16 protein-coding genes are annotated in these 17,682 nt (G+C 49.9%); 9 read left to right on the top strand and 7 right to left on the bottom strand.

All coding sequences use genetic code 11. From position 1 onward, the window contains the following. Window positions 1-18: 18 nt before the first annotated feature. Both HFN16_RS17380 and HFN16_RS17375 read left to right on the top strand, forming a co-directional pair. Window positions 19-930 carry a WxcM-like domain-containing protein gene (locus tag HFN16_RS17380; RefSeq protein WP_168891942.1) on the top strand — a complete coding sequence of 304 codons (912 nt, stop codon included), beginning with the start codon at window positions 19-21 and terminating at the stop codon, window positions 928-930. A gap of 20 nt (window positions 931-950) precedes the next feature. After that, window positions 951-2,057, top strand: a complete 1,107-nt coding sequence (locus HFN16_RS17375; RefSeq protein WP_168891941.1) for a DegT/DnrJ/EryC1/StrS family aminotransferase — start codon at window positions 951-953, stop codon at window positions 2,055-2,057. A gap of 88 nt (window positions 2,058-2,145) precedes the next feature. On the opposite strand, the gene HFN16_RS17370 is transcribed toward HFN16_RS17375, so the two are convergent. From HFN16_RS17370 to HFN16_RS17360, 3 genes are all read right to left on the bottom strand, one after another. Then, a complete protein-coding gene (locus HFN16_RS17370; RefSeq protein ID WP_168891940.1) occupies window positions 2,146-2,877 on the bottom strand; it encodes an amino acid ABC transporter ATP-binding protein in 732 nt (243 codons plus the stop codon). A gap of 2 nt (window positions 2,878-2,879) precedes the next feature. Then, window positions 2,880-3,890 carry an amino acid ABC transporter permease gene (locus HFN16_RS17365; protein ID WP_168891939.1) on the bottom strand — a complete coding sequence of 337 codons (1,011 nt, stop codon included), beginning with the start codon at window positions 3,888-3,890 and terminating at the stop codon, window positions 2,880-2,882. Window positions 3,891-3,963: 73 nt separating this feature from the next. Next, window positions 3,964-4,788 (bottom strand): transporter substrate-binding domain-containing protein, encoded by an 825-nt coding sequence (locus HFN16_RS17360; RefSeq protein ID WP_168891938.1) that lies wholly within the window; start codon window positions 4,786-4,788, stop codon window positions 3,964-3,966. A 430-nt stretch (window positions 4,789-5,218) separates the two neighbouring features. Between HFN16_RS17360 and HFN16_RS17355 the strand changes: the two genes are divergently transcribed. The 3 genes from HFN16_RS17355 to HFN16_RS17345 all read left to right on the top strand — a co-directional run bounded on the left by HFN16_RS17355 (window position 5,219) and on the right by HFN16_RS17345 (window position 9,166). After that, a complete protein-coding gene (locus HFN16_RS17355) occupies window positions 5,219-6,778 on the top strand; it encodes a hybrid sensor histidine kinase/response regulator (protein WP_168891937.1) in 1,560 nt (519 codons plus the stop codon). 100 nt (window positions 6,779-6,878) lie between these two features. Further along, window positions 6,879-7,931, top strand: coding sequence for an AI-2E family transporter (locus HFN16_RS17350; RefSeq protein ID WP_348771060.1), 1,053 nt, complete (start codon window positions 6,879-6,881; stop codon window positions 7,929-7,931). After that, entirely contained in the window at window positions 7,931-9,166 is a 1,236-nt protein-coding gene (locus HFN16_RS17345) for an MltA domain-containing protein (RefSeq protein ID WP_168891935.1), read from the top strand. Before HFN16_RS17350 ends, HFN16_RS17345 begins: the two co-directional genes overlap by 1 nt. A gap of 146 nt (window positions 9,167-9,312) precedes the next feature. On the opposite strand, the gene HFN16_RS17340 is transcribed toward HFN16_RS17345, so the two are convergent. Beyond that, window positions 9,313-9,492 (bottom strand): hypothetical protein, encoded by a 180-nt coding sequence (locus HFN16_RS17340; RefSeq protein ID WP_168891934.1) that lies wholly within the window; start codon window positions 9,490-9,492, stop codon window positions 9,313-9,315. Window positions 9,493-9,672: 180 nt separating this feature from the next. Further along, window positions 9,673-10,095, bottom strand: a complete 423-nt coding sequence (locus HFN16_RS17335) for an Rrf2 family transcriptional regulator (protein ID WP_168891933.1) — start codon at window positions 10,093-10,095, stop codon at window positions 9,673-9,675. 157 nt (window positions 10,096-10,252) lie between these two features. Between HFN16_RS17335 and HFN16_RS17330 the strand changes: the two genes are divergently transcribed. The 4 genes from HFN16_RS17330 to HFN16_RS17315 all read left to right on the top strand — a co-directional run bounded on the left by HFN16_RS17330 (window position 10,253) and on the right by HFN16_RS17315 (window position 16,194). Beyond that, window positions 10,253-10,654, top strand: a complete 402-nt coding sequence (locus tag HFN16_RS17330; protein WP_168891932.1) for a type II toxin-antitoxin system HicB family antitoxin — start codon at window positions 10,253-10,255, stop codon at window positions 10,652-10,654. 445 nt (window positions 10,655-11,099) lie between these two features. Continuing rightward, window positions 11,100-12,236 carry a glutamate synthase gene (locus HFN16_RS17325; protein ID WP_168891931.1) on the top strand — a complete coding sequence of 379 codons (1,137 nt, stop codon included), beginning with the start codon at window positions 11,100-11,102 and terminating at the stop codon, window positions 12,234-12,236. Then, a complete protein-coding gene (locus HFN16_RS17320) occupies window positions 12,200-13,834 on the top strand; it encodes a glutamate synthase-related protein (RefSeq protein ID WP_168891930.1) in 1,635 nt (544 codons plus the stop codon). The genes HFN16_RS17325 and HFN16_RS17320 overlap by 37 nt, the downstream gene beginning before the upstream one ends. A gap of 29 nt (window positions 13,835-13,863) precedes the next feature. Then, the gene (locus HFN16_RS17315; RefSeq protein WP_168891929.1) at window positions 13,864-16,194 is read left to right on the top strand and encodes an FAD-dependent oxidoreductase; all 2,331 of its coding nucleotides are present in this window, start codon (window positions 13,864-13,866) and stop codon (window positions 16,192-16,194) included. Window positions 16,195-16,282: 88 nt separating this feature from the next. Here HFN16_RS17315 and HFN16_RS17310 read toward each other — a convergent pair whose 3' ends face one another. Both HFN16_RS17310 and HFN16_RS17305 read right to left on the bottom strand, forming a co-directional pair. Beyond that, entirely contained in the window at window positions 16,283-16,864 is a 582-nt protein-coding gene (locus HFN16_RS17310) for a DUF922 domain-containing Zn-dependent protease (protein ID WP_168891928.1), read from the bottom strand. A 95-nt stretch (window positions 16,865-16,959) separates the two neighbouring features. Further along, window positions 16,960-17,601, bottom strand: a complete 642-nt coding sequence (locus tag HFN16_RS17305) for an HD domain-containing protein (protein ID WP_168891927.1) — start codon at window positions 17,599-17,601, stop codon at window positions 16,960-16,962. Window positions 17,602-17,682: the final 81 nt, after the last annotated feature.

Genomic DNA, 17,682 nt, shown 5'->3' with positions numbered 1-17,682 from the left:
TCAAAATAATAGAATTTGATGGAAATAAAGACAATTCCCCCCACTTTTGCTTCTGGAGAGAACCTTCAAGTAGGCAAAAATATTGCTTATGGTGTGAACATTTCGGCCGGTAACAACGTAAGTATCGGCGATAACAGTTCTGTAGGTGATAATGTCACTATTGGTAGCAATGTAACCATAGGCGCCAATGTCGTCATTGAGGCCGGCGTTTGCATTTGTGATGGTGTTGTATTTGAAGACGGGTGCCATATCTCTGCTGGTGTCGTGTTCACCAGTGGAGACGGACAGGCTTCTGACCTTTTTACGGTTGCTCCCAATGCTCACATCGGTGCCAATGCAACCATATGTCAAGTCTCTGTTGGCAGACACTCTGTCGTCAAACCAGGTACTGTGGTCACACGTAAGGTGCCGTCAAATGCCATTGTTTGCGGTAATCCGGCCAAAATCACGGGCTACATGGGGGCGGACATTGTTTCACAAAGTCAGCACTCCATATACACGAAAGATGCTCCATACTCCTCTAAGACAGGAGCAAGAATTTACGATATCCCCAGATTTTCCGACATGCGAGGCGATTTGAGTGTCGTCGAAATCGAGCGACTGTTGCCATTTTCCGTGAATAGACTCTTTTACACGTACAACATTGATACCGAGTTGGTGCGAGGAGAACACGCCCATATTGAATGCCAGCAATTTTTGGTCTCGGTAGCGGGTTCAGTCAATGTGGTTTGCGATAATGGAAAACATCGGGAAGAGTTTGTTCTGGATAATCCAGGAGTCGGACTGCATATCCCGCATCTTTGTTGGGGAGTGCAGTACAAACACTCTAAGGACAACATTTTGCTCGTCTTGGCTTCTCATTCATATGAGGCAGAGGATTATATCCGAGACTACGACGAGTTCATCAAATACATCAAGTCGGCTTCATAAGCTGTTCCAGAGAGGAATAAATGGCAATATATGTGTGGGGATACCTGAAAGAGTTTGCTGAAGAGAAGGAGGAAATTCTCGAAGCGGTCACAGGTGTGCTTGAATCCGGCAAGCTTGTACTAGGTCCAAATGTGTCCGCCTTTGAGGAAGAGTTTGCTCAGTACTGCGGGGTCTCATTCGGCATTGGTGTCGATAATGGTACCAACTCTATAACACTGGCTCTCAGAGCGTTGGGTGTAAAGCCTGGAGATGAGGTCATAACAGTGTCCAACACTGCTGTGCCCACCGTCTCGGCCATTGTTAGCGCAGGGGCTACTCCGGTTTTTGTGGATATTGATCAAGAGACTTATTTAATGGATGTGGCACTGATTGAAAATGCCATCACTGAAAAAACTACCTGTATTGTTCCTGTCCATTTGTATGGACAGTGTGTCGATATGGGTAAGCTTAATGATATAGCAGGGAAGCATGGTTTGAAAGTGCTCGAGGACTGTGCTCAGGCTCATGGAGCCACACAAAACGGAAAGGTTGCCGGCTCCATGTCTGATGCGTCCTCGTTTTCCTTTTATCCCACCAAGATTCTTGGAGCATACGGCGATGGAGGTATGATTCTGACTTCCAGTCAGAGCGTTCAAGAGAAACTGAAACGACTTCGCTTTTACGGAATGGAGTCGACATATTATGCTGTCGAACATGGGTTCAATTCTCGTCTCGATGAAATGCATGCCGCAATCTTACGTAAGAAACTAGTACACTTGGATACATACATTCAGAAGCGGCGGGATATTGCGCAAATGTACGACGAGTTGCTGGCTGATACGGAATTGATCCTACCTGTAACTGCTGATGATAATTTTCACGCCTACTATCTGTATGTCGTTCGTCATCCAAAGCGTGATGAAATCATGGAGAAGTTGAAGAAACGAGAAATATTCCTCAATATTAGCTACCCATGGCCGATTCATACCATGACAGGGTATGCGCATTTAGGGTGGGAAGAAGGTTCGCTGCCCAATACAGAGGCCGCAGCAAAAGAGATTTTTTCGCTTCCGATGTTTCCGACGCTTGAAAAGGCGGATGTTGAAGAGGTGTGCGTTGCTCTGAAAGAGATTATGAACGATCTCTAGTTGGCAATAATTAAATAACGAAACAATAAACAAAACGGGGCCGGACAATTTGTCCGGCCCCGTTTTGTTTATTGGCATTTGGAATGCGTTACAGGATCTGGCTGAGGAACAGCTTGGTCCTTTCATGTTGTGGGTTTGTAAAGAAGTGTTCGGGAGTGCCGACTTCAACGATCTTGCCTTCGTCCATGAACACGACCTGGTCTGCCACTTCGCGGGCGAAGCCCATTTCGTGGGTTACGACGACCATGGTCATACCTTCTTTTGCCAAGGCTTTCATGACGTCCAGAACTTCGCCGACCATTTCGGGGTCAAGGGCGGAGGTGGGTTCGTCGAAGAGCATGACTTTGGGGTCCATGGCAAGGGCTCGGGCGATAGCAACGCGCTGCTGCTGGCCGCCAGAGAGCTGGCCGGGGAAGTTCTTGGCTTTGGCGTGGATGCCAACTTTGTTCAGCAGGGTCATGGCCTTTTCGGTGGAGTCCTTCTTTCCACGCTTGCGAACCGATGTCTGGCCCACAGTGACGTTTTCCAACACTGTAAGATGAGGGAACAGGTTAAAGGACTGGAATACCATGCCGACTTCCATGCGGACTTCGTTGATGTTGGTCTTGGGGTCGAGGATGTCGATGCCGTCGATCATGATGTGACCGGAGTCAGCATGTTCCAAGCGGTTCAAACACCTCAGAAAGGTGGACTTGCCTGAGCCGGAGGGGCCGATAACAACGACCACCTCGCCGGGGTCCACGTGGTAAGACACATCATGTAAAGCCTGTACCTCATGAGGGACGTAGAAGGTCTTGTATATGTTTTGTACGTCGATCATCTTTAGGCCTCCGCAGTCCGCTTTTCGAGGTATTGGACAAACATGGACAAGGTAAAGGTTATTACCAAGTACATGAGAGCACAGACGAACCAGAGTTCGTATGGCATGAGGCTGGTAGTTACTGCCTCTCGAGTGGCTTTGGTCAGTTCTGTGATGGCGATTACGCCAAGCAGGGAGGAGTCTTTGATCAGTGAGATGAATTGTCCTGCCAAAGGCGGTAGAATACGCTTGAAGGCCTGCGGCAGAATGATTTTGATCATGGCTGTGGATTTCGTCATACCAAGGGAACGTGCTGCTTCCATTTGTCCTTTGTGGATGGACTGGATGCCTGCTCGAACGATCTCTGCAACGTAGGCGCCTGCGAAAACGGCCAAGGATGCCACGCCAACCCACATGGATGGAATCTGTGGAAGATCGCCCTTGGCGAGCAGGTCGTTGATGATGGTAGCGAATACGAAGTAGGCCACAATGATCTGGACCAGAAGCGGTGTGCCGCGAATGATCTCAATGTAAGTGATGGCACTCCATTTGAGGCAGGGGTTCGTTGATATTCGTGCTAAGCCAGTAAGAAGGCCGAGAATGATACCAAATACGATGGCAATCATGCTGATCTCAATTGTGATGAGCAAGCCTTTGACAAGCAGGCCTATCTGTCCTTCCTGATAGACACCAAGAGTGTCCCCCATATAAATGACGTCTCCTTCACCAACCATCAGGTCTGAGCCGGGAATGTTGTAATACTCAGACCCATCAGGGCCTTCAATGATTACAACCGAGTCTTTGCCTTTCTGCGTGATGGAGGAAACTTCGCCTTCAATCTCTGCTTTTACCTCAATATTGTCGGTGTAGTAGAAATAGTCTGGGATGCGGTTCCAATGCCAAATGTATTCTGTTTGCGTTGTGGCCCAATAGAACCCTACGCACATGAAAATCATTAGGGCGATGTATACGCCCATCCAAAATTTATTCTTGTCGTATCCCTGTGGAGACGCGACTTTTTCAGTATCGCTCATTCAAATGCTCTGTCGTATAGAATGAAATGTGAACCGGGAGCCGCATATGCGACTCCCGGATTTTCTATCTTGTTTACTGGATGTCCTGGTACCACTTGTCCGAACCGAACCACTTATTGTAGATGCGGTCGTAACGGCCATCGTTCTTCATCTGGCGCAGGAAGTTGTTCAGCCAGTTCAGGAAGTCCGGATCACCTTTGTTGATAGCCCACCCCAGGGGCTCGTAGGTGAAAGGCTTGTTGAGGAACTTCATGCCGGCTTTCTTGCCGTGCTGAGCGAAGAAGATAGAGGTCATGGGCAGGTCGTACACGGTGGCGGCAGCTTTGCCGTTCATGCATTCCAGCATTGCCTGGTCTTCCATTTCGAAGGACTTGTAGGTGGCTTTGGGGAAGAGACGTTTGGCGGCCTGTTCACCAGTGGTGCCGAGCTTGGAGGTGATGGTGTACTTGGGGTTGTTCAGATCTTTCCAGGAGGTGATTTCGTCAGCATATTTCTTGGAGATCAGAGCGGTCTGGCCGACTACGATGTAAGGATCGGCGAAGTTGACCTTAAGGTTGCGAGACTGGTTGATGGTCATGCCGGAGGCGATCAGGTCATACTTGCCTGCCATCAGTCCGGGGATGATGCCATCCCAAGCGGTATTGACGAGTTCGAGCTTCACGCCCATGGCTTTGGCCATTTCTTTGACCATGTCTACATCAAAGCCGACAACGTTACCTTTCTTGTCGGTCATTTCAAACGGCATGTAGCCAGCTTCCAGGCCGACGCGCAGTTTGCCAGTTTTGATGATCTGTTCAAGGGTGGACTTCTTGGCGAGTTCGATGTCTGCAGCATTGGCAGACACAGCGGCGCACAGAAGCAGAGACAGCATGGCCAAAATGGTAATAATTCGTTTCATCCTTTCCTCCGAAGAAACTTAAGTTGAGTAGATATTCCGTAGCTTGAAGCGTTGTCCGGGTTAAACAACTGTTTCAAGTTTTGGGAGCCCCTATCTGGCTTCACATTTGACCATTCGGGTATATGGAGAAATGCGACATTATTTCTTAGCCGAAAACGGGAGGAAAAACAAGAAGGTGCCGGAGTAATGAAGTGTGTTGATCTTCTGCGGATGACAATTCTGCGTCGCATTGAGAGTTGCGCCGAATATAATGCACATTTCAGTGGTTCGTGTTTGTTCACACACGATGAAAATTCTTTTTGAGCTTATGAAGAATGTAACCTGGAGTGGTAAATAATAAATGTAACGGCCTTACACTATTCTTCGGGTTGTGATATGAGGGAGCAGCTTCGAACAAAAAGCAATTATCCATTGATCTCAGGAGTTGGTAATGGGGATGGAGAAAATTCTCGTAGTAGAGGACGACGCTCTTGCTCGTCTTGATATTCAGTCCGCCTTGGAGCGAGCCGGATATGTAATAGCTGGAATGGCTGCCTCTGGAGAAGAGGCGATTATGCAGGCGAATGAATTGGCGCCTGATCTGGTTCTCATGGATATTCGTTTGGAAGGAGCCATGGATGGTGTCGAGGCTGCGGGTGAGATCGGTCGTCGTTTCGATATTCCTATCATATTCCTCACGGTATATGCCGATGATGAAACCCTGCATTGGGCCAAAATTTCAGGTCCTTACGGGTATTTGCTCAAGCCTGTAGATCACACCGAATTGAAGTCCGCCATTGAGGTTGGATTGTACAAGCATCAGATGGAGCGCGAACTCCGTCAGGCCAAGCGCGAGGCGGAAACTGCCAGTCGAGCCAAGACTGCATTTTTAGCAACTATCAGTCATGAACTTCGAACACCCATGAATGGCGTGCTTGGTATGACCGAGCTGCTCCTGCTTTCAGATTTGGAAAATCCGTATCGTGAGAATGTTCAACTTATTAAAGAGTCGGCCATGTCTCTTTTGTCCGTTCTCAATCAAATCATTGATTATTCGAAATTGGAGACCTCCACACTCAAATTGCGTGAAGTTGACTTTCGTTTTGAAGATTTGGTGACAGGGCTGCTCTCTCAATATGAGAAGGCTGCTCAACTCAAAGGTGTGAAGTTGGAGTACTCTGTGTCTCCAGATATGCCTGCATGGTTGCGAGGAGACTCAGGCAAGATGCGCCAGGTTCTGGGGAATCTCGTAAACAATGCTGTGAAGTTTACTCGATCCGGGCAGGTCATGGTGGATGTAACACCAACAAACAATGACAGTGCGGCTAAAGGCGATGAAAGTTACTCTGTACAGGTAATTGTTCAGGATACTGGGATTGGTATTCCGCCGGAGAAGTTGGATAAAATGTTCGACTCGTTTACTTTGAATGAAGATCATCTGTCCCATACCAGCGGAGGTCTCGGGCTAGGATTGGCCATCGTCAATCGTTTGGTGAATCTGCTTGGTGGAAATATTAATTGCTCCAGTCAGGAAGGGGTGGGGAGCATTTTTTCATTTGTGGTTCCGTTGAAGCGAAGCCATTACGAAGAGCAAACACCGCTGGCTGCGGCCATGGCAGAGAAGAAGCCTCTTGAAGGTGTTAAGCTTCTGGTGGCCGAGGATGACCTTGTAAGCCAAAGGTATATTATGCGCCTGCTTGAGAAGATGGGGGCAGAGGTCGTTCTGGCCGAAGATGGTATGCAGGCAGTAGACGCACTGAAGGCAGAGCGTTTTGATGTTGTCCTTATGGACGTGGAAATGCCCATTATGAATGGTATTGAGGCTACACGAGCGATTCGCCAGCCCGATACAGCCTGTATTGATCCTGATGTTCCGATTATTGCGCTTACAGCTCACGCCATGTGGGGGGATGAGCAGCGGTGCCTTCATGCTGGAATGGACGATTACGTGCCGAAACCAGTGGACATTGACACCGTCACCGCGATAATACAATCCACTCTAGATAAATAAAAAAAACGCCGTATTGTCGGCGCAACATCAGAGCAGGACGTATTTCCCCATGAGTGAACCGAACGGTCCCATTTCTTTGCTGCCCGGCGGCATCTATAAGGTGTTTCTCATCCTGTTGCTGTTGTTGTCGCTTTACCTTGGCTTTTCAATTATTGAGCCTTTCATTCATACGATGATCTTCACCTCGGTGTTGGCGGTCTTGTTTGCTCCGGTCTATCAATGGGCACTGGGTGTGACAAAAGAGCGGGCAACAGTCGCTTCCTTGATGACAGTATGCATCATTGTCTTTTGCTTACTTCTCCCCATGACGTTTCTCGCCTTGGCCCTGATCAGTCAGGGAGTGGAGTCCTTGGCAGCGTTAAACTCATGGATAACTACTGTCGATCCTGATGCTTTGGACAAGCTTGATATGTTGGATAAGTATCAGGCCTGGATTCAAAAAGAGCTGCCATTTCTGCGTATTAATGAGTTGGATATTCAGGGAAGTATTGTTCAATATTCCAAAGAATTCGGGCAGATGATGCTTGCCGCAGGAACCGAGGTGGTTCGCAATGCGGCACAGTTGATCCTTCATTTTCTTCTGATGGTATTTATCCTGTTCTACTTTTTGCGCGACGGCGGCAAAATGGTGGAGTTCCTCAAGCACCTGTCTCCTCTGCGTCCTCGCCAGGAAGATTATATTATCGATTCCCTGAAGCGTGTGGCACGCGGAGTGCTCATGGGGTGTCTTCTTGTTGCTGTACTTCAAGGCTTCGCGGGGGGCATCGGACTGGCAATTGTCGGTATTCCAGCTTTCTTCTGGGGGGCCATGATGGCTTTGGCGTCACTTATTCCCGTACTCGGAACTGGTTTGGTCTGGGTCCCGGCAGTGGCTTATTTGTTCTTTTCTGGTGACTGGAAGATGGCCACCTTTTTGGCCTTGTGGTGTGGTATCTTCGTTGTGGGCATTGATACCATTTTGCGTCCGATCTTTATGCGCGAAGCGTCCCGCGTCTCCACGTTTTATATCTTTCTCGCCATTCTTGGCGGTGTGTACACCTTTGGCATGCTCGGCATATTCTATGGTCCGCTCATTTTGAGCTTTGTTATGGTTATGCTTCATATATATATGGAAGAGTATGCTGATGATCTTAATGACAAAGAGGATTGTTGATGTCTTTGCTGCGGCACCTATTGCAATTTGTTTTCTGTTTGATTCTTCTCCCCGCACTCCTTGGGTGCCCCAAGACGCCGATCACACCGCCTCCTCCTGTCGACGAACCTCCGTCTTTTAAGCCTTTAGAAGGTTCGGACGCCGAAAGCCTCGCTGCGCATTTATCGACAAGACATCAAGGGCTGGGATCATGGGCCGCGCTTCGGCCTAGTCTGGAAGATAGTCTTGGATACATCCTGAAACGGCCGCAGAATGCTGTTGCCGTTAACCGTCCTGGTTTGACTCTGACTTGGGCTCAACTCGGTGACAGTGTGGCTGAACTTATCGGCCTGCTGCCGCAGATTGATCGCGATCCTCGTCTGATGGCAGAGCGCTTTCAGTGGCTCAAGGTTGCTCCCGGAACGTTGTTGACTGGATATTATGAGCCATGGCTGGAGGCGTCGCTGACTCCTACGGATAAATTTCAATATCCGTTGTACGGAGTACCCGAAGATCTTATGACTGCGCCTTTGGGTGAATTTCACTATAGATGGAAAGGGCAGGCGCTAACCTACCGGATGGGCGAGGAAGGCATTGAGCCGTATTTTGATCGTGAGGCCATCGATGGCAAGGGGGCGTTGTCTGGACGGGGGCTGGAAATCGCATGGGCCAAAGATCCGGTGGATGTGTTCTTTCTTCAAATTCAGGGTTCAGGCCGACTTGTTCTTCCAGATGGTTCCGTCAAACATATCCTGTATGGTGGAAAGAACGGCCATAAGTACGTCTCTCTTGGCAAGCTGCTTATCAATCGCGGGCATGTTCCGCGTGAAGAAATGAGCATGCAGCGTATTCGCACGTTTCTAAATGCTAATCCTGAGACAGCCCAGCAGTTGATGTTTGAGAATCCGAGTTACGTATTCTTCCGCCTGTCTGATGAAGGTCCTTACGGTTCAATCAGTTCCATCCTGACGCCCCGAGTCAGTGTTGCCGTTGATCGTACGATGATTCCGCTTGGCAGTGTGCTTGCCCTCAAGACCGCCCTTATGGATTACGATAAAGGGGAGGCGGATCCGTTCATGTCTTTAGTGCTGGCCCAAGATACAGGCGGTGCGATCAAAGGGACGCGAATGGATCTTTTTTGCGGCTCTGGAAATGAGGCAGAGTTGTTGGCCGGGCATCTTCAGGAGGATTCCGAGGTGTTTATGTTGGTCAGTAAGCGCGTTATGCCAGAACAGGCTGCACTATTGGAAAATTAGGGCGTAAATAAGCTTTACCCCTTAGTCATGAAGACCGGGGGAGATTGGTTTAGAGGGTGTGATAGGCGCCGTCTGATGCTGTGCTATCCGCAATGGATAGCCCCGGTAGCGCTTCATTTTGTTCGTATACAATCATAAGTATTTGCTTAGGCTACGATCTGCTTGTTGGTGGAGCGGTAAACAGTGCTTCTGCCAGTGTCGATTGTAGGGCGTGTCATTGTTGCCTTGGGGGAGGTGCTGGCAGCAAAAGCGCGTAAATCGCAGCATCTTTCCCAGCTTTTGGTGTGTCCCGGACAGTTGGTGTCTTTACAGTAATACTTGTACATTGTGTCCTCCATGGTTTGGTGTGAACAGTTGTCTTTTCGACCTGCTCATATCCTTACTATAGAGGGCGCGGCTGTTTCATCTTGAAAACGGCGAACGGCAAGACCCGTTGGTTGAACGGTAGGGAGTTGTTTTGTGTAATGTAATGAAGCCGATGAACGGTCGTTACGAGCCGGGGAGCGCTATTGTTGAACGCAGCCGTTGGTGTCATTCATGAGATCATAGAGGGTGACGGCGTCCAATTCCTTCTCCATGGCCTTTGAAGCACGTTCCCAGACAGATCTTGTCGGACAAGTGCTTGAGCGTACGCATTCGTCTTCGCATTCAATGCAGTCGACAATGGTAATGGAGCCTTCAGTGGTTCGAACAATATCACCAAGAGTGATTTCTTTTGGGTCTTTGTTCAAAAGGTGTCCGCCAGCAGCACCTCTAACTGATTTAACCAGCTCAGCTTTTTTCAGAGGGCGAATGATCTGCTCGATGAACTGAACCGTAATACCGGTGTGTTCGGAAAGAACTGCTGTGCGGACAGGTGTTTCTTCCTTGTGCAGGGTAAGTTCCAATAGTAAGCGGGCGGCATAGCGGGATTTGGCGGAAAGTTTCATGCGGTCAACATCCGGTTATTTTTAAATAATATTCTTTCGTGTTCATTTACGAGTAAGGCAATCGGGTATTAGCGTCAAGGCGTATCGCTGATTGCGCCCCAAAGGGAATGGGGATATGTTTTTACAACAATACAAATAATCTCAATAAGGATCTCTTATGCAGTACGTTGCGTTATTCAATAAGGAAAAACATGGGTTTGGTGTAGAGTTTCCGGACTTTCCGGCATGTACCACTTTTGGAAAGAATTTGGATGAGGCTGTAGATCAGGCTCATGAAGCTCTCGCCTTGTATATTGAGTTCTATCAAGAAGACGGCAATGTCTTACCGGAGCCTACTTCAAAGAAAGAGCTGTTGGCCAAGCCTGAGCACAAGGGGAAAAAGGCGATCAATGTCAGTGTGAGTGATGATGGCTCTGACTTTGAAGAGTTTGAAGTGGTCATGCACACTCATTTGCTTGATCGTATCGAAAAATATTGTAAATTGCATGGTGCTTCGCCGGCAGACTTTTTTGCCGTTGCCGCTCGTGAGGCAATTAACTCGGATGTTTTTGCCGAATAGAAGTTTTTTTTTGATTTAGCGGGCCAGAGGTGACTCTGGCCCGCTTTTTTTTTGCATAACGGAAAACGGGAATTAGTGTGGCTGCACTTTTGTTTGACTTGATTTCACTCTAACTACAAAATTGTTAAACCCTGTAATTCCTTGTGGGTTGCGCCTTTTATTGTTTTAGTCTACGTTCTTCTTCCGGAACCGATATGGCCTTCACGCTTTCCGATTAGAATGAGAAATCTAATTTGTTCCAAAAATGTGAATTATCCATATTGAGGCGAATGCGCGGATTTTCGGGCGTCGCCGTTTTTTTATCTTGAAAAAACGTGTTTCGTCGGAATGGAATGCTGGTCAAAAGCCAATATGAGAGAGAAATATTCCATTTCTGAGTTTAGAGAGAGTGTCTAGAGGCCTTTAGTTCGTTCACGAACATTTTAACAGTATGAGGGTTGAAACCATGTGCCGTTTATTTGCGCTTACCAGCCGCGACCCGGTTTCACCCATGCTGGCCATTAATGCCCTCAACGTAATGAAGGAAGGGCATGATGGCTCCGGCGTGGGATTGTATCTGAGTGGCCTTGGCGGGCCGTTTGAAGAAATGAAGGAAAATCCTATTCTTTCCGGTATCTTTTCTGATGCGGGCTTGAAGTGGGTTTATGAATATATGGCAGAACGCGGTCATCGTGCAGTTTATTCCGCCATGTACAAGCCGGATGAGGAGCCGCCGGTCGGCACTCCAAAGCGTGGAACATATGCTTCCATTGCTTACAAAATGTCCGCAGAGTGGAAAGCGCTACCTAAGGAAGAACGCGATCGCCAGTTGGTTCAGATGCGTCTTGACCTTCGCGCTGAAGGTGAAAAGTCCGGTGGTATCATGGTCTTTTCTTTCTGGCCTGACACGATCATGATTAAAGAAGTGGGCGATCCTATGGATATGGGCCACTATCTCCAGCTTGGCCGTGAAGAGTTGCATGCTCGTCATATCCTGGCTCAGGGCCGTCAGAATACCAACTACGCCATCAACCTGTACGCATGTCACCCCTTCTTTATTGAAGGTGTCGGCACCATGACCAACGGTGAGAATACTGCCTTTATACCTATTAAGGAATACCTGCAGTCTCGTGGCGTCACCGGGTATCAGGGCTATCAGTCCGATTCCGAGGTGTTCACACACATCGCACATTTCACTACCAAGAAGCTTGGCCTGGATATCTCATCTTATAAACACGTCATCACTCCCATGAATGACGAGGAGATGAAGGACCATCCGGATCGTGAGTTTCTGTCCAACCTCAAGCGGGCGTGTCGCAAGCTCATCATCGATGGACCCAACTGCGTCATCGGCTGCTTGGAAGATGGCTCCATGTTTATGGTTCAGGACCGCAAGAAGCTGCGCCCCGGCGTAGTGGGCGGTAATCCTGAGATCGGCATGTACGCCTTCTCTTCCGAGGTTTGCGGTCTCGATGCCGCAATCCCCAAGCGTGATAAAAGTCAAGATTTTCAACCCATGCATCTCGATACGGCCATCGTTGGACCCGATTGCCGGGAGGTTGTCCAATGCTCTCAGAAAGACCCATTAGCCCTTCAACGTTAAGTCGCAAGGACCTGCCCTGGCAGATCAAATGGGATATCAACACCTGCACCAAGTGCGGGCGTTGCACCTCCGTTTGTCCTGTGGACGCCATTGAACTTGGCGTCTTCCGCAAGCGCGAGATCAAAGCTCCCATGGGATTGAATGCCAAGCCGGTTAACGAATTCTCCACTTTCTACGGAATCCGTCAGCGCACGGATCCGGCTTATGCCTGCATCGGCTGCTCCATGTGTAACATGGTCTGTCCGAACAACGCCATTGAGCCGCAGCGTCAGTACGATTCCACTACACTTCAGTTCCAGAACAACCGAGGTGGCCAGCCTCGTACCCGTGGTGGCCGTCGTAACAACGGTGAATCTCTGCTGGATCAGCTCAAGTTCATCCGCATTTCCATGCTCACTGACCCCGCGCTCGACGCAGGTCGTCACGAGTTTGAAATGCGCACTCTGTTGGGACGCGTGCTTTCCCCGCAGGATGAAGTAAAGTGTTTTCAGGAGAACGGCTGGAAACCGCCTGTTCGCGAGATTTATCCGCTGGTTATCGGTGGTATGTCTTTTGGCGCACTTTCCCCGAATATGTGGGAAGGTCTCCAGATGGGCGTCGCGTATCTGAACGAAGAACTGAACATGCCGGTACGCATGTGCACTGGTGAGGGAGGTTGCCCGCCGCGCCTGCTGCGTTCTCGTTTCCTGAAATACACCATTCTTCAGATCGCTTCCGGTTACTTCGGTTGGGATGAAATCATTCATGCTATCCCGGAGATGAAGGAAGATCCCTGCGCCATTGAGATCAAATACGGTCAGGGCGCAAAGCCCGGTGATGGCGGCCTGCTCATGTGGTACAAGGTTAACAAGCTCATCGCAGCTATTCGTGGTGTCCCGCAGGGCGTATCTCTGCCCAGCCCGCCCACGCATCAGACCAAGTACTCCATTGAAGAAGCCGTAGCCAAGATGATTCAGTCCATGTCCATGGCCTGGGGCTTCCGTGTACCGGTTTACCCGAAGATTTCCGCCTCCTCGACCTCTTTGGCGGTCCTCAACAATCTGGTTCGTAATCCCTATGCTGCCGGTCTTGCTATTGATGGTGAAGATGGTGGTACGGGTGCAGCATATAACGTATCCATGAACCACATGGGGCATCCCATCGCTTCCAACCTGCGTGATTGTTACAACGCTCTGTGTGTTGCTGGTGCTCAGAATGAGATTCCGCTCATCGCTGGTGGCGGTATCGGCAAGAACGGTAACTTAGCCGCGAACGCCGCAGCTCTCATTATGCTGGGCGCATCCACGGTTCAGATAGGTAAGTACGTCATGCAGGCTGCCGCCGGTTGTGTCGGTTCCGAGAAGGATCGCTGCAACGTTTGTAATATTGGCGTTTGTCCTAAGGGCATCACGTCACAGGACCCGAGAGTTTATCGTCGTCTCGACCCGGAAAAGGTCGCCGAACGCGTGGTAGACTTCTACCTGAGCTTCGATACGGAACTGCGCAAGGTGTTCGCCCCTCTGGGCCGCTCCACCTCGCTTCCCATCGGCATGTCCGATGCCCTCGGCATCAGTGATAAGGCCGCTGCGGACCGTCTCGGTATCAAGTACGTCATCTAACGGAAGTTCAGGACTAATCGGAGTACAAAATGTCAAAGAAAACAAAGCGTATAAGCGGCTTGGAGAATGGCGAGCGACTGGAGTCCCGCATTCTCGAAGAACGCATCCAGGCTGCCGTCCGACAGGGCGCACGCAAACTGGAAATCGACGCCATGGGCCAGCACGGCATTGGCGGTAGACTCTGGATTTCCAAGGAAGAACCCATTTCGGTGACTATCGTTGGCTCTGCTGGCCAGCGTGTAGGTTCCAAGGGATTCCCCGGAACCACCATTGAAGTCATGGGTACTGCCTCGGATGATATCGGTTGGCTTAACGCCGGTGCCGAGATCACTGTCCATGGCAACGCCAGTAACGGCGCGTGTAATGCCATGGCTCAGGGTAAGGTTTATGTCGGCGGCAACATCGGTTCCCGCGGCATGACCATGACCAAGACCAACCCTCGCTTCGAGCCGCCCGAACTCTGGGTGCTCGGTTCGGTGGGTGACTACTTCGCGGAATTCATGGCTGGTGGTACTGCAGTTGTCTGTGGTCATGAAGGCCAGAATACTGAGAATGTACTTGGCTATCGCCCCTGTGTGGGCATGGTCGGTGGTCGCATCTTCGTGCGTGGTCCCATTGATGGCTTCTCTCAGGCTGATGCGCTCTTGGAGCCCATCACTGACGAGGCTTGGGAATGGCTTACCGAGAATATGGCCGAATATCTCAAGAAGATTAAACGAAGCCGTTTGCTCAAGCGCCTTACCAAGCGTGAAGAGTGGCAGCTCATTCGTGCCAAGACACCTTACGAGAAGAAGGGTAAAACCCGTCGTGCCATGAGCGACTTCCGCGCTAATGTGTGGGATGCCGAACTTGGACAGGGTGGTATGATTGGCGATCTGACATCATTGGATCGTTCTCCCATTCCGCTTGTTGTAAATGGTGATCTGCGCCGAAAGAATCCCGTTTGGGAAAATAGAAAATTCATGGCCCCGTGTCAGTCCAGCTGTCCCACGGGTATGCCTGTACAGGAACGGTGGCGTCTCGTGCGCGACGGTCTCATTGATGAAGCTGTTGACCTTGCTCTGGCTTACACGCCGTTCCCGGCCACTATTTGTGGTTACCTTTGTCCCAATCTCTGTATGGAAGGGTGTACCCGTTCCACGCAGCAGGGGATGAAGGCGGTTGATATCACCAAGTTGGGACGCAAGGGACATGAGTCCAAGGCTCCGCAACTGCCAGAGCTTTCCGGCAAGCGCGTTGCTGTCATCGGCGGCGGTCCTGCCGGTGTCTCGGTGGCTTGGCAGATTCGCATGAAAGGTCACGAGGCTGTCGTTTTTGACATGGCCGACACTCTGGGCGGAAAGATTACCTCTTCCATTCCCAATAGCCGCGTGCCCAAGGAAGTGGTTGAGGCCGAAGTTGAACGCGCCGCCAAGGTGCTGCCGCATATCCATCTTCAGCAGGAACTCAAGCGCAATGAGTTTGAGGAGCTGAAGGACGAATATGATTATGTGGTTCTTGCCACCGGTGCTCAGAAACCGCGTGTCATTCCGGTACCCGGTCATGAGCGCATCTATCCTGCTCTGACGTTCCTCAAGGACGCCAAAAAGGGACAGGCCAAGATGGGCAAGAAGTTGGTCATCATTGGTGCAGGTAACGTTGGTTGTGACGTTGCTACTGTTGCTGCTGGTGTCGGTGCAGAGGACATCACTCTCATCGATATTCAGGAACCTGCCTCCTTCGGTAAGGAGCGCAAGGAAGCCGAAGAAGTTGGTGCACGTTTCAAGTGGCCTTGCTTCACCAAGGAAATCACGGAAGAGGGCGTGCTGCTGCAGTCCGGCGAATTGCTGGAAGCTGACACGGTCATCATGTCCATCGGTGATGCTCCTGACATCGACTTCCTGCCCGATAACATCGCACTTGATCGCGGTCATGTTGTGGTTAATGATGACTACCAGACTACGGATTCTCAGGTGTTTGCCATCGGTGACATCGTTCGTCCTGGCTTGCTGACCCACGCAATCGGTCATGGCCGGCGTGCTGCAGAGGTCATCGACGACCTGTTCAACAATCGTCGTCCCAAGACCGACACCAAGGATATGATCGATTACACTCGTATGACTCTTGAGTACTTCGATCCTCGTGTTATCGAATTCAGCGATGCAAATCACTGCGGTTCTGACTGTGCGTCTTGCGGTACTTGCCGTGACTGCTACATCTGCGACACAGTGTGTCCGCAGTCGGCCATTTCCCGCAATGAGCTGCCAAACGGTGGCTTCGAGCGTGTTGTGGATCCGGAAAAGTGCATTGCCTGTGGCTTCTGCGCTAGCTCCTGTCCCTGCGGTATCTGGGACATGAAGAATCCTGCTCCGCTGGAATAGGGCTTCAAAATTAGCTAAATGAAAAGGGCGGTGAGAGAAATCTCGCCGCCCTTATTATTTGTAAGGTGTTTTCAGCACGTAGTTTGATTTATCTTGGTGGCCGATATTTGTGCTGCTCGATACCATGGTTGGTAATACGATCGTATTCCGCCTGTTCTTTCTTCATTTGACGGACGATGTATTTGGCTCGAGCTGAGATAACGCTTTTGGCGTTTGAGCAGTTGATATCCTTCATGCCTCGAAGCTTTCTGTCGAGTTCGTATGCAGAACGCTTGGAAATATCGCCGTGTATGTTTTCGTGAATCACAAACCGGGCGATTTTTTTCTCCCACCATTGCTGTACGCTGTTGGACTGAGCACGGGCCAAACGTGGGTATACATAGGTGAGTGTGAGGAATACTTTGACTTGGGTGACTTGGCAGCGGCCATTCTTCTGAGCCCAAGAGTACTTGTACCGGATGTCGGTCTGTGTGAAAGCCGGATAGTAATCTTTACCCTTCTTGTAGGGAGAATCCTTTTTCAGATTCTTGATGATTTCCTTCTTCCCAGTGCCGTTAACCGGATAATAATCGACCTTTTCCTTCAATACCACTTCAGCAAAAACAGGTGCTGAGAGCAATAGCAGGGTGGCTAATATGAGCATCAGCTGCGCGATTAGTTTTCTGCACATGATTCTCAGTTCAACATACACTGACCGCCAATGCAATAAAGAAGGCTGCCCGTAAGCCGGACAGCCTTCAAAAAATAACGGGTTGGCGATGTTAATTAGCCGAGTGTAGGCATTGCGATCAGTTCAGGAGCTTCCATCTGACAGGCCATTACACATTCGAATTCTTTTTTGCGACGTTCCAGTTCCTGATAGGCGAGCTGGCGGGAAGTCTCAGAGTAGAAGAAGCCTTCACTCGGGATCTGGCCGACAAGTTTATCGTAAAGGGACTGTGGTTCGATTTCGAAACGCTCGACGTCTGCATCGAAGCCGGTTTTGGAAAAACGCCACAACTTGTCAGCGTCGCGCATCAGCCCTTCATTGTTGGAAATGAAACCTTTGCGGGTGTCATGTTCAGAAATGATCTCTACGATTTCTTCGGTGAGAGCTGTGGAGTAATCCATGGTCTCCAGAATTTCACGCGCGATATTGACGCCCTCTTCCTGATGGCGAAGGCGGACAACCATTTCGTCCTCAGCTGTTGCCGTGGGAGAGAAAACCACCATCCATTCTTCACGGCTCAGACGGCTCCAGCCTGTGTCATGAAGAATAATAGCAGGGAGTACAACATCGGGATCGCCGTTTTCAAGATCCACCAATTGCTTTGCGTATTCAAGGGTGATGAATGCGTGGCCTGCGTCGTCTCGTTTGTCCTGAAAAGGGAGAGCCCGGTTCCAGATCTCGGTGTGAATAGTTTTCATGGCTGGGTGGTAGAAAGATTAGTGATTATAAACCTTTGTAGAAATAGTTCTTAGTCGCATTAAGTCGAACAAGCTGTGATT

The sequence above is a fragment of the Pseudodesulfovibrio sp. zrk46 genome (genome assembly GCF_012516435.1).
In the GTDB taxonomy this organism is placed as follows: Bacteria; Desulfobacterota; Desulfovibrionia; order Desulfovibrionales; family Desulfovibrionaceae; genus Pseudodesulfovibrio.
The sequence above is the reverse complement of the archived record's forward strand: the minus strand, read 5'-3'. Positions and strand labels throughout refer to the sequence as shown.

Excerpts from the sequence above, each read along its gene's own strand:
- HFN16_RS17365 (WP_168891939.1), bottom strand. The coding sequence starts at position 3,890 with ATGAGCGATACTGAAAAAGTCGCGTCTCCACAGGGATACGACAAGAAT.
- HFN16_RS17375 (WP_168891941.1), top strand. The coding sequence starts at position 951 with ATGGCAATATATGTGTGGGGATACCTGAAAGAGTTTGCTGAAGAGAAG.
- HFN16_RS17305 (WP_168891927.1), bottom strand. The coding sequence starts at position 17,601 with ATGAAAACTATTCACACCGAGATCTGGAACCGGGCTCTCCCTTTTCAG.
- HFN16_RS17310 (WP_168891928.1), bottom strand. The coding sequence starts at position 16,864 with ATGTGCAGAAAACTAATCGCGCAGCTGATGCTCATATTAGCCACCCTG.
- HFN16_RS17345 (WP_168891935.1), top strand. The coding sequence starts at position 7,931 with ATGTCTTTGCTGCGGCACCTATTGCAATTTGTTTTCTGTTTGATTCTT.
- HFN16_RS17315 (WP_168891929.1), top strand. The coding sequence starts at position 13,864 with ATGTCAAAGAAAACAAAGCGTATAAGCGGCTTGGAGAATGGCGAGCGA.
- HFN16_RS17335 (WP_168891933.1), bottom strand. The coding sequence starts at position 10,095 with ATGAAACTTTCCGCCAAATCCCGCTATGCCGCCCGCTTACTATTGGAA.
- HFN16_RS17330 (WP_168891932.1), top strand. The coding sequence starts at position 10,253 with ATGCAGTACGTTGCGTTATTCAATAAGGAAAAACATGGGTTTGGTGTA.
- HFN16_RS17360 (WP_168891938.1), bottom strand. The coding sequence starts at position 4,788 with ATGAAACGAATTATTACCATTTTGGCCATGCTGTCTCTGCTTCTGTGC.
- HFN16_RS17355 (WP_168891937.1), top strand. The coding sequence starts at position 5,219 with ATGGGGATGGAGAAAATTCTCGTAGTAGAGGACGACGCTCTTGCTCGT.
- HFN16_RS17380 (WP_168891942.1), top strand. The coding sequence starts at position 19 with ATGGAAATAAAGACAATTCCCCCCACTTTTGCTTCTGGAGAGAACCTT.
- HFN16_RS17320 (WP_168891930.1), top strand. The coding sequence starts at position 12,200 with ATGCTCTCAGAAAGACCCATTAGCCCTTCAACGTTAAGTCGCAAGGAC.
- HFN16_RS17340 (WP_168891934.1), bottom strand. The coding sequence starts at position 9,492 with ATGTACAAGTATTACTGTAAAGACACCAACTGTCCGGGACACACCAAA.
- HFN16_RS17325 (WP_168891931.1), top strand. The coding sequence starts at position 11,100 with ATGTGCCGTTTATTTGCGCTTACCAGCCGCGACCCGGTTTCACCCATG.
- HFN16_RS17370 (WP_168891940.1), bottom strand. The coding sequence starts at position 2,877 with ATGATCGACGTACAAAACATATACAAGACCTTCTACGTCCCTCATGAG.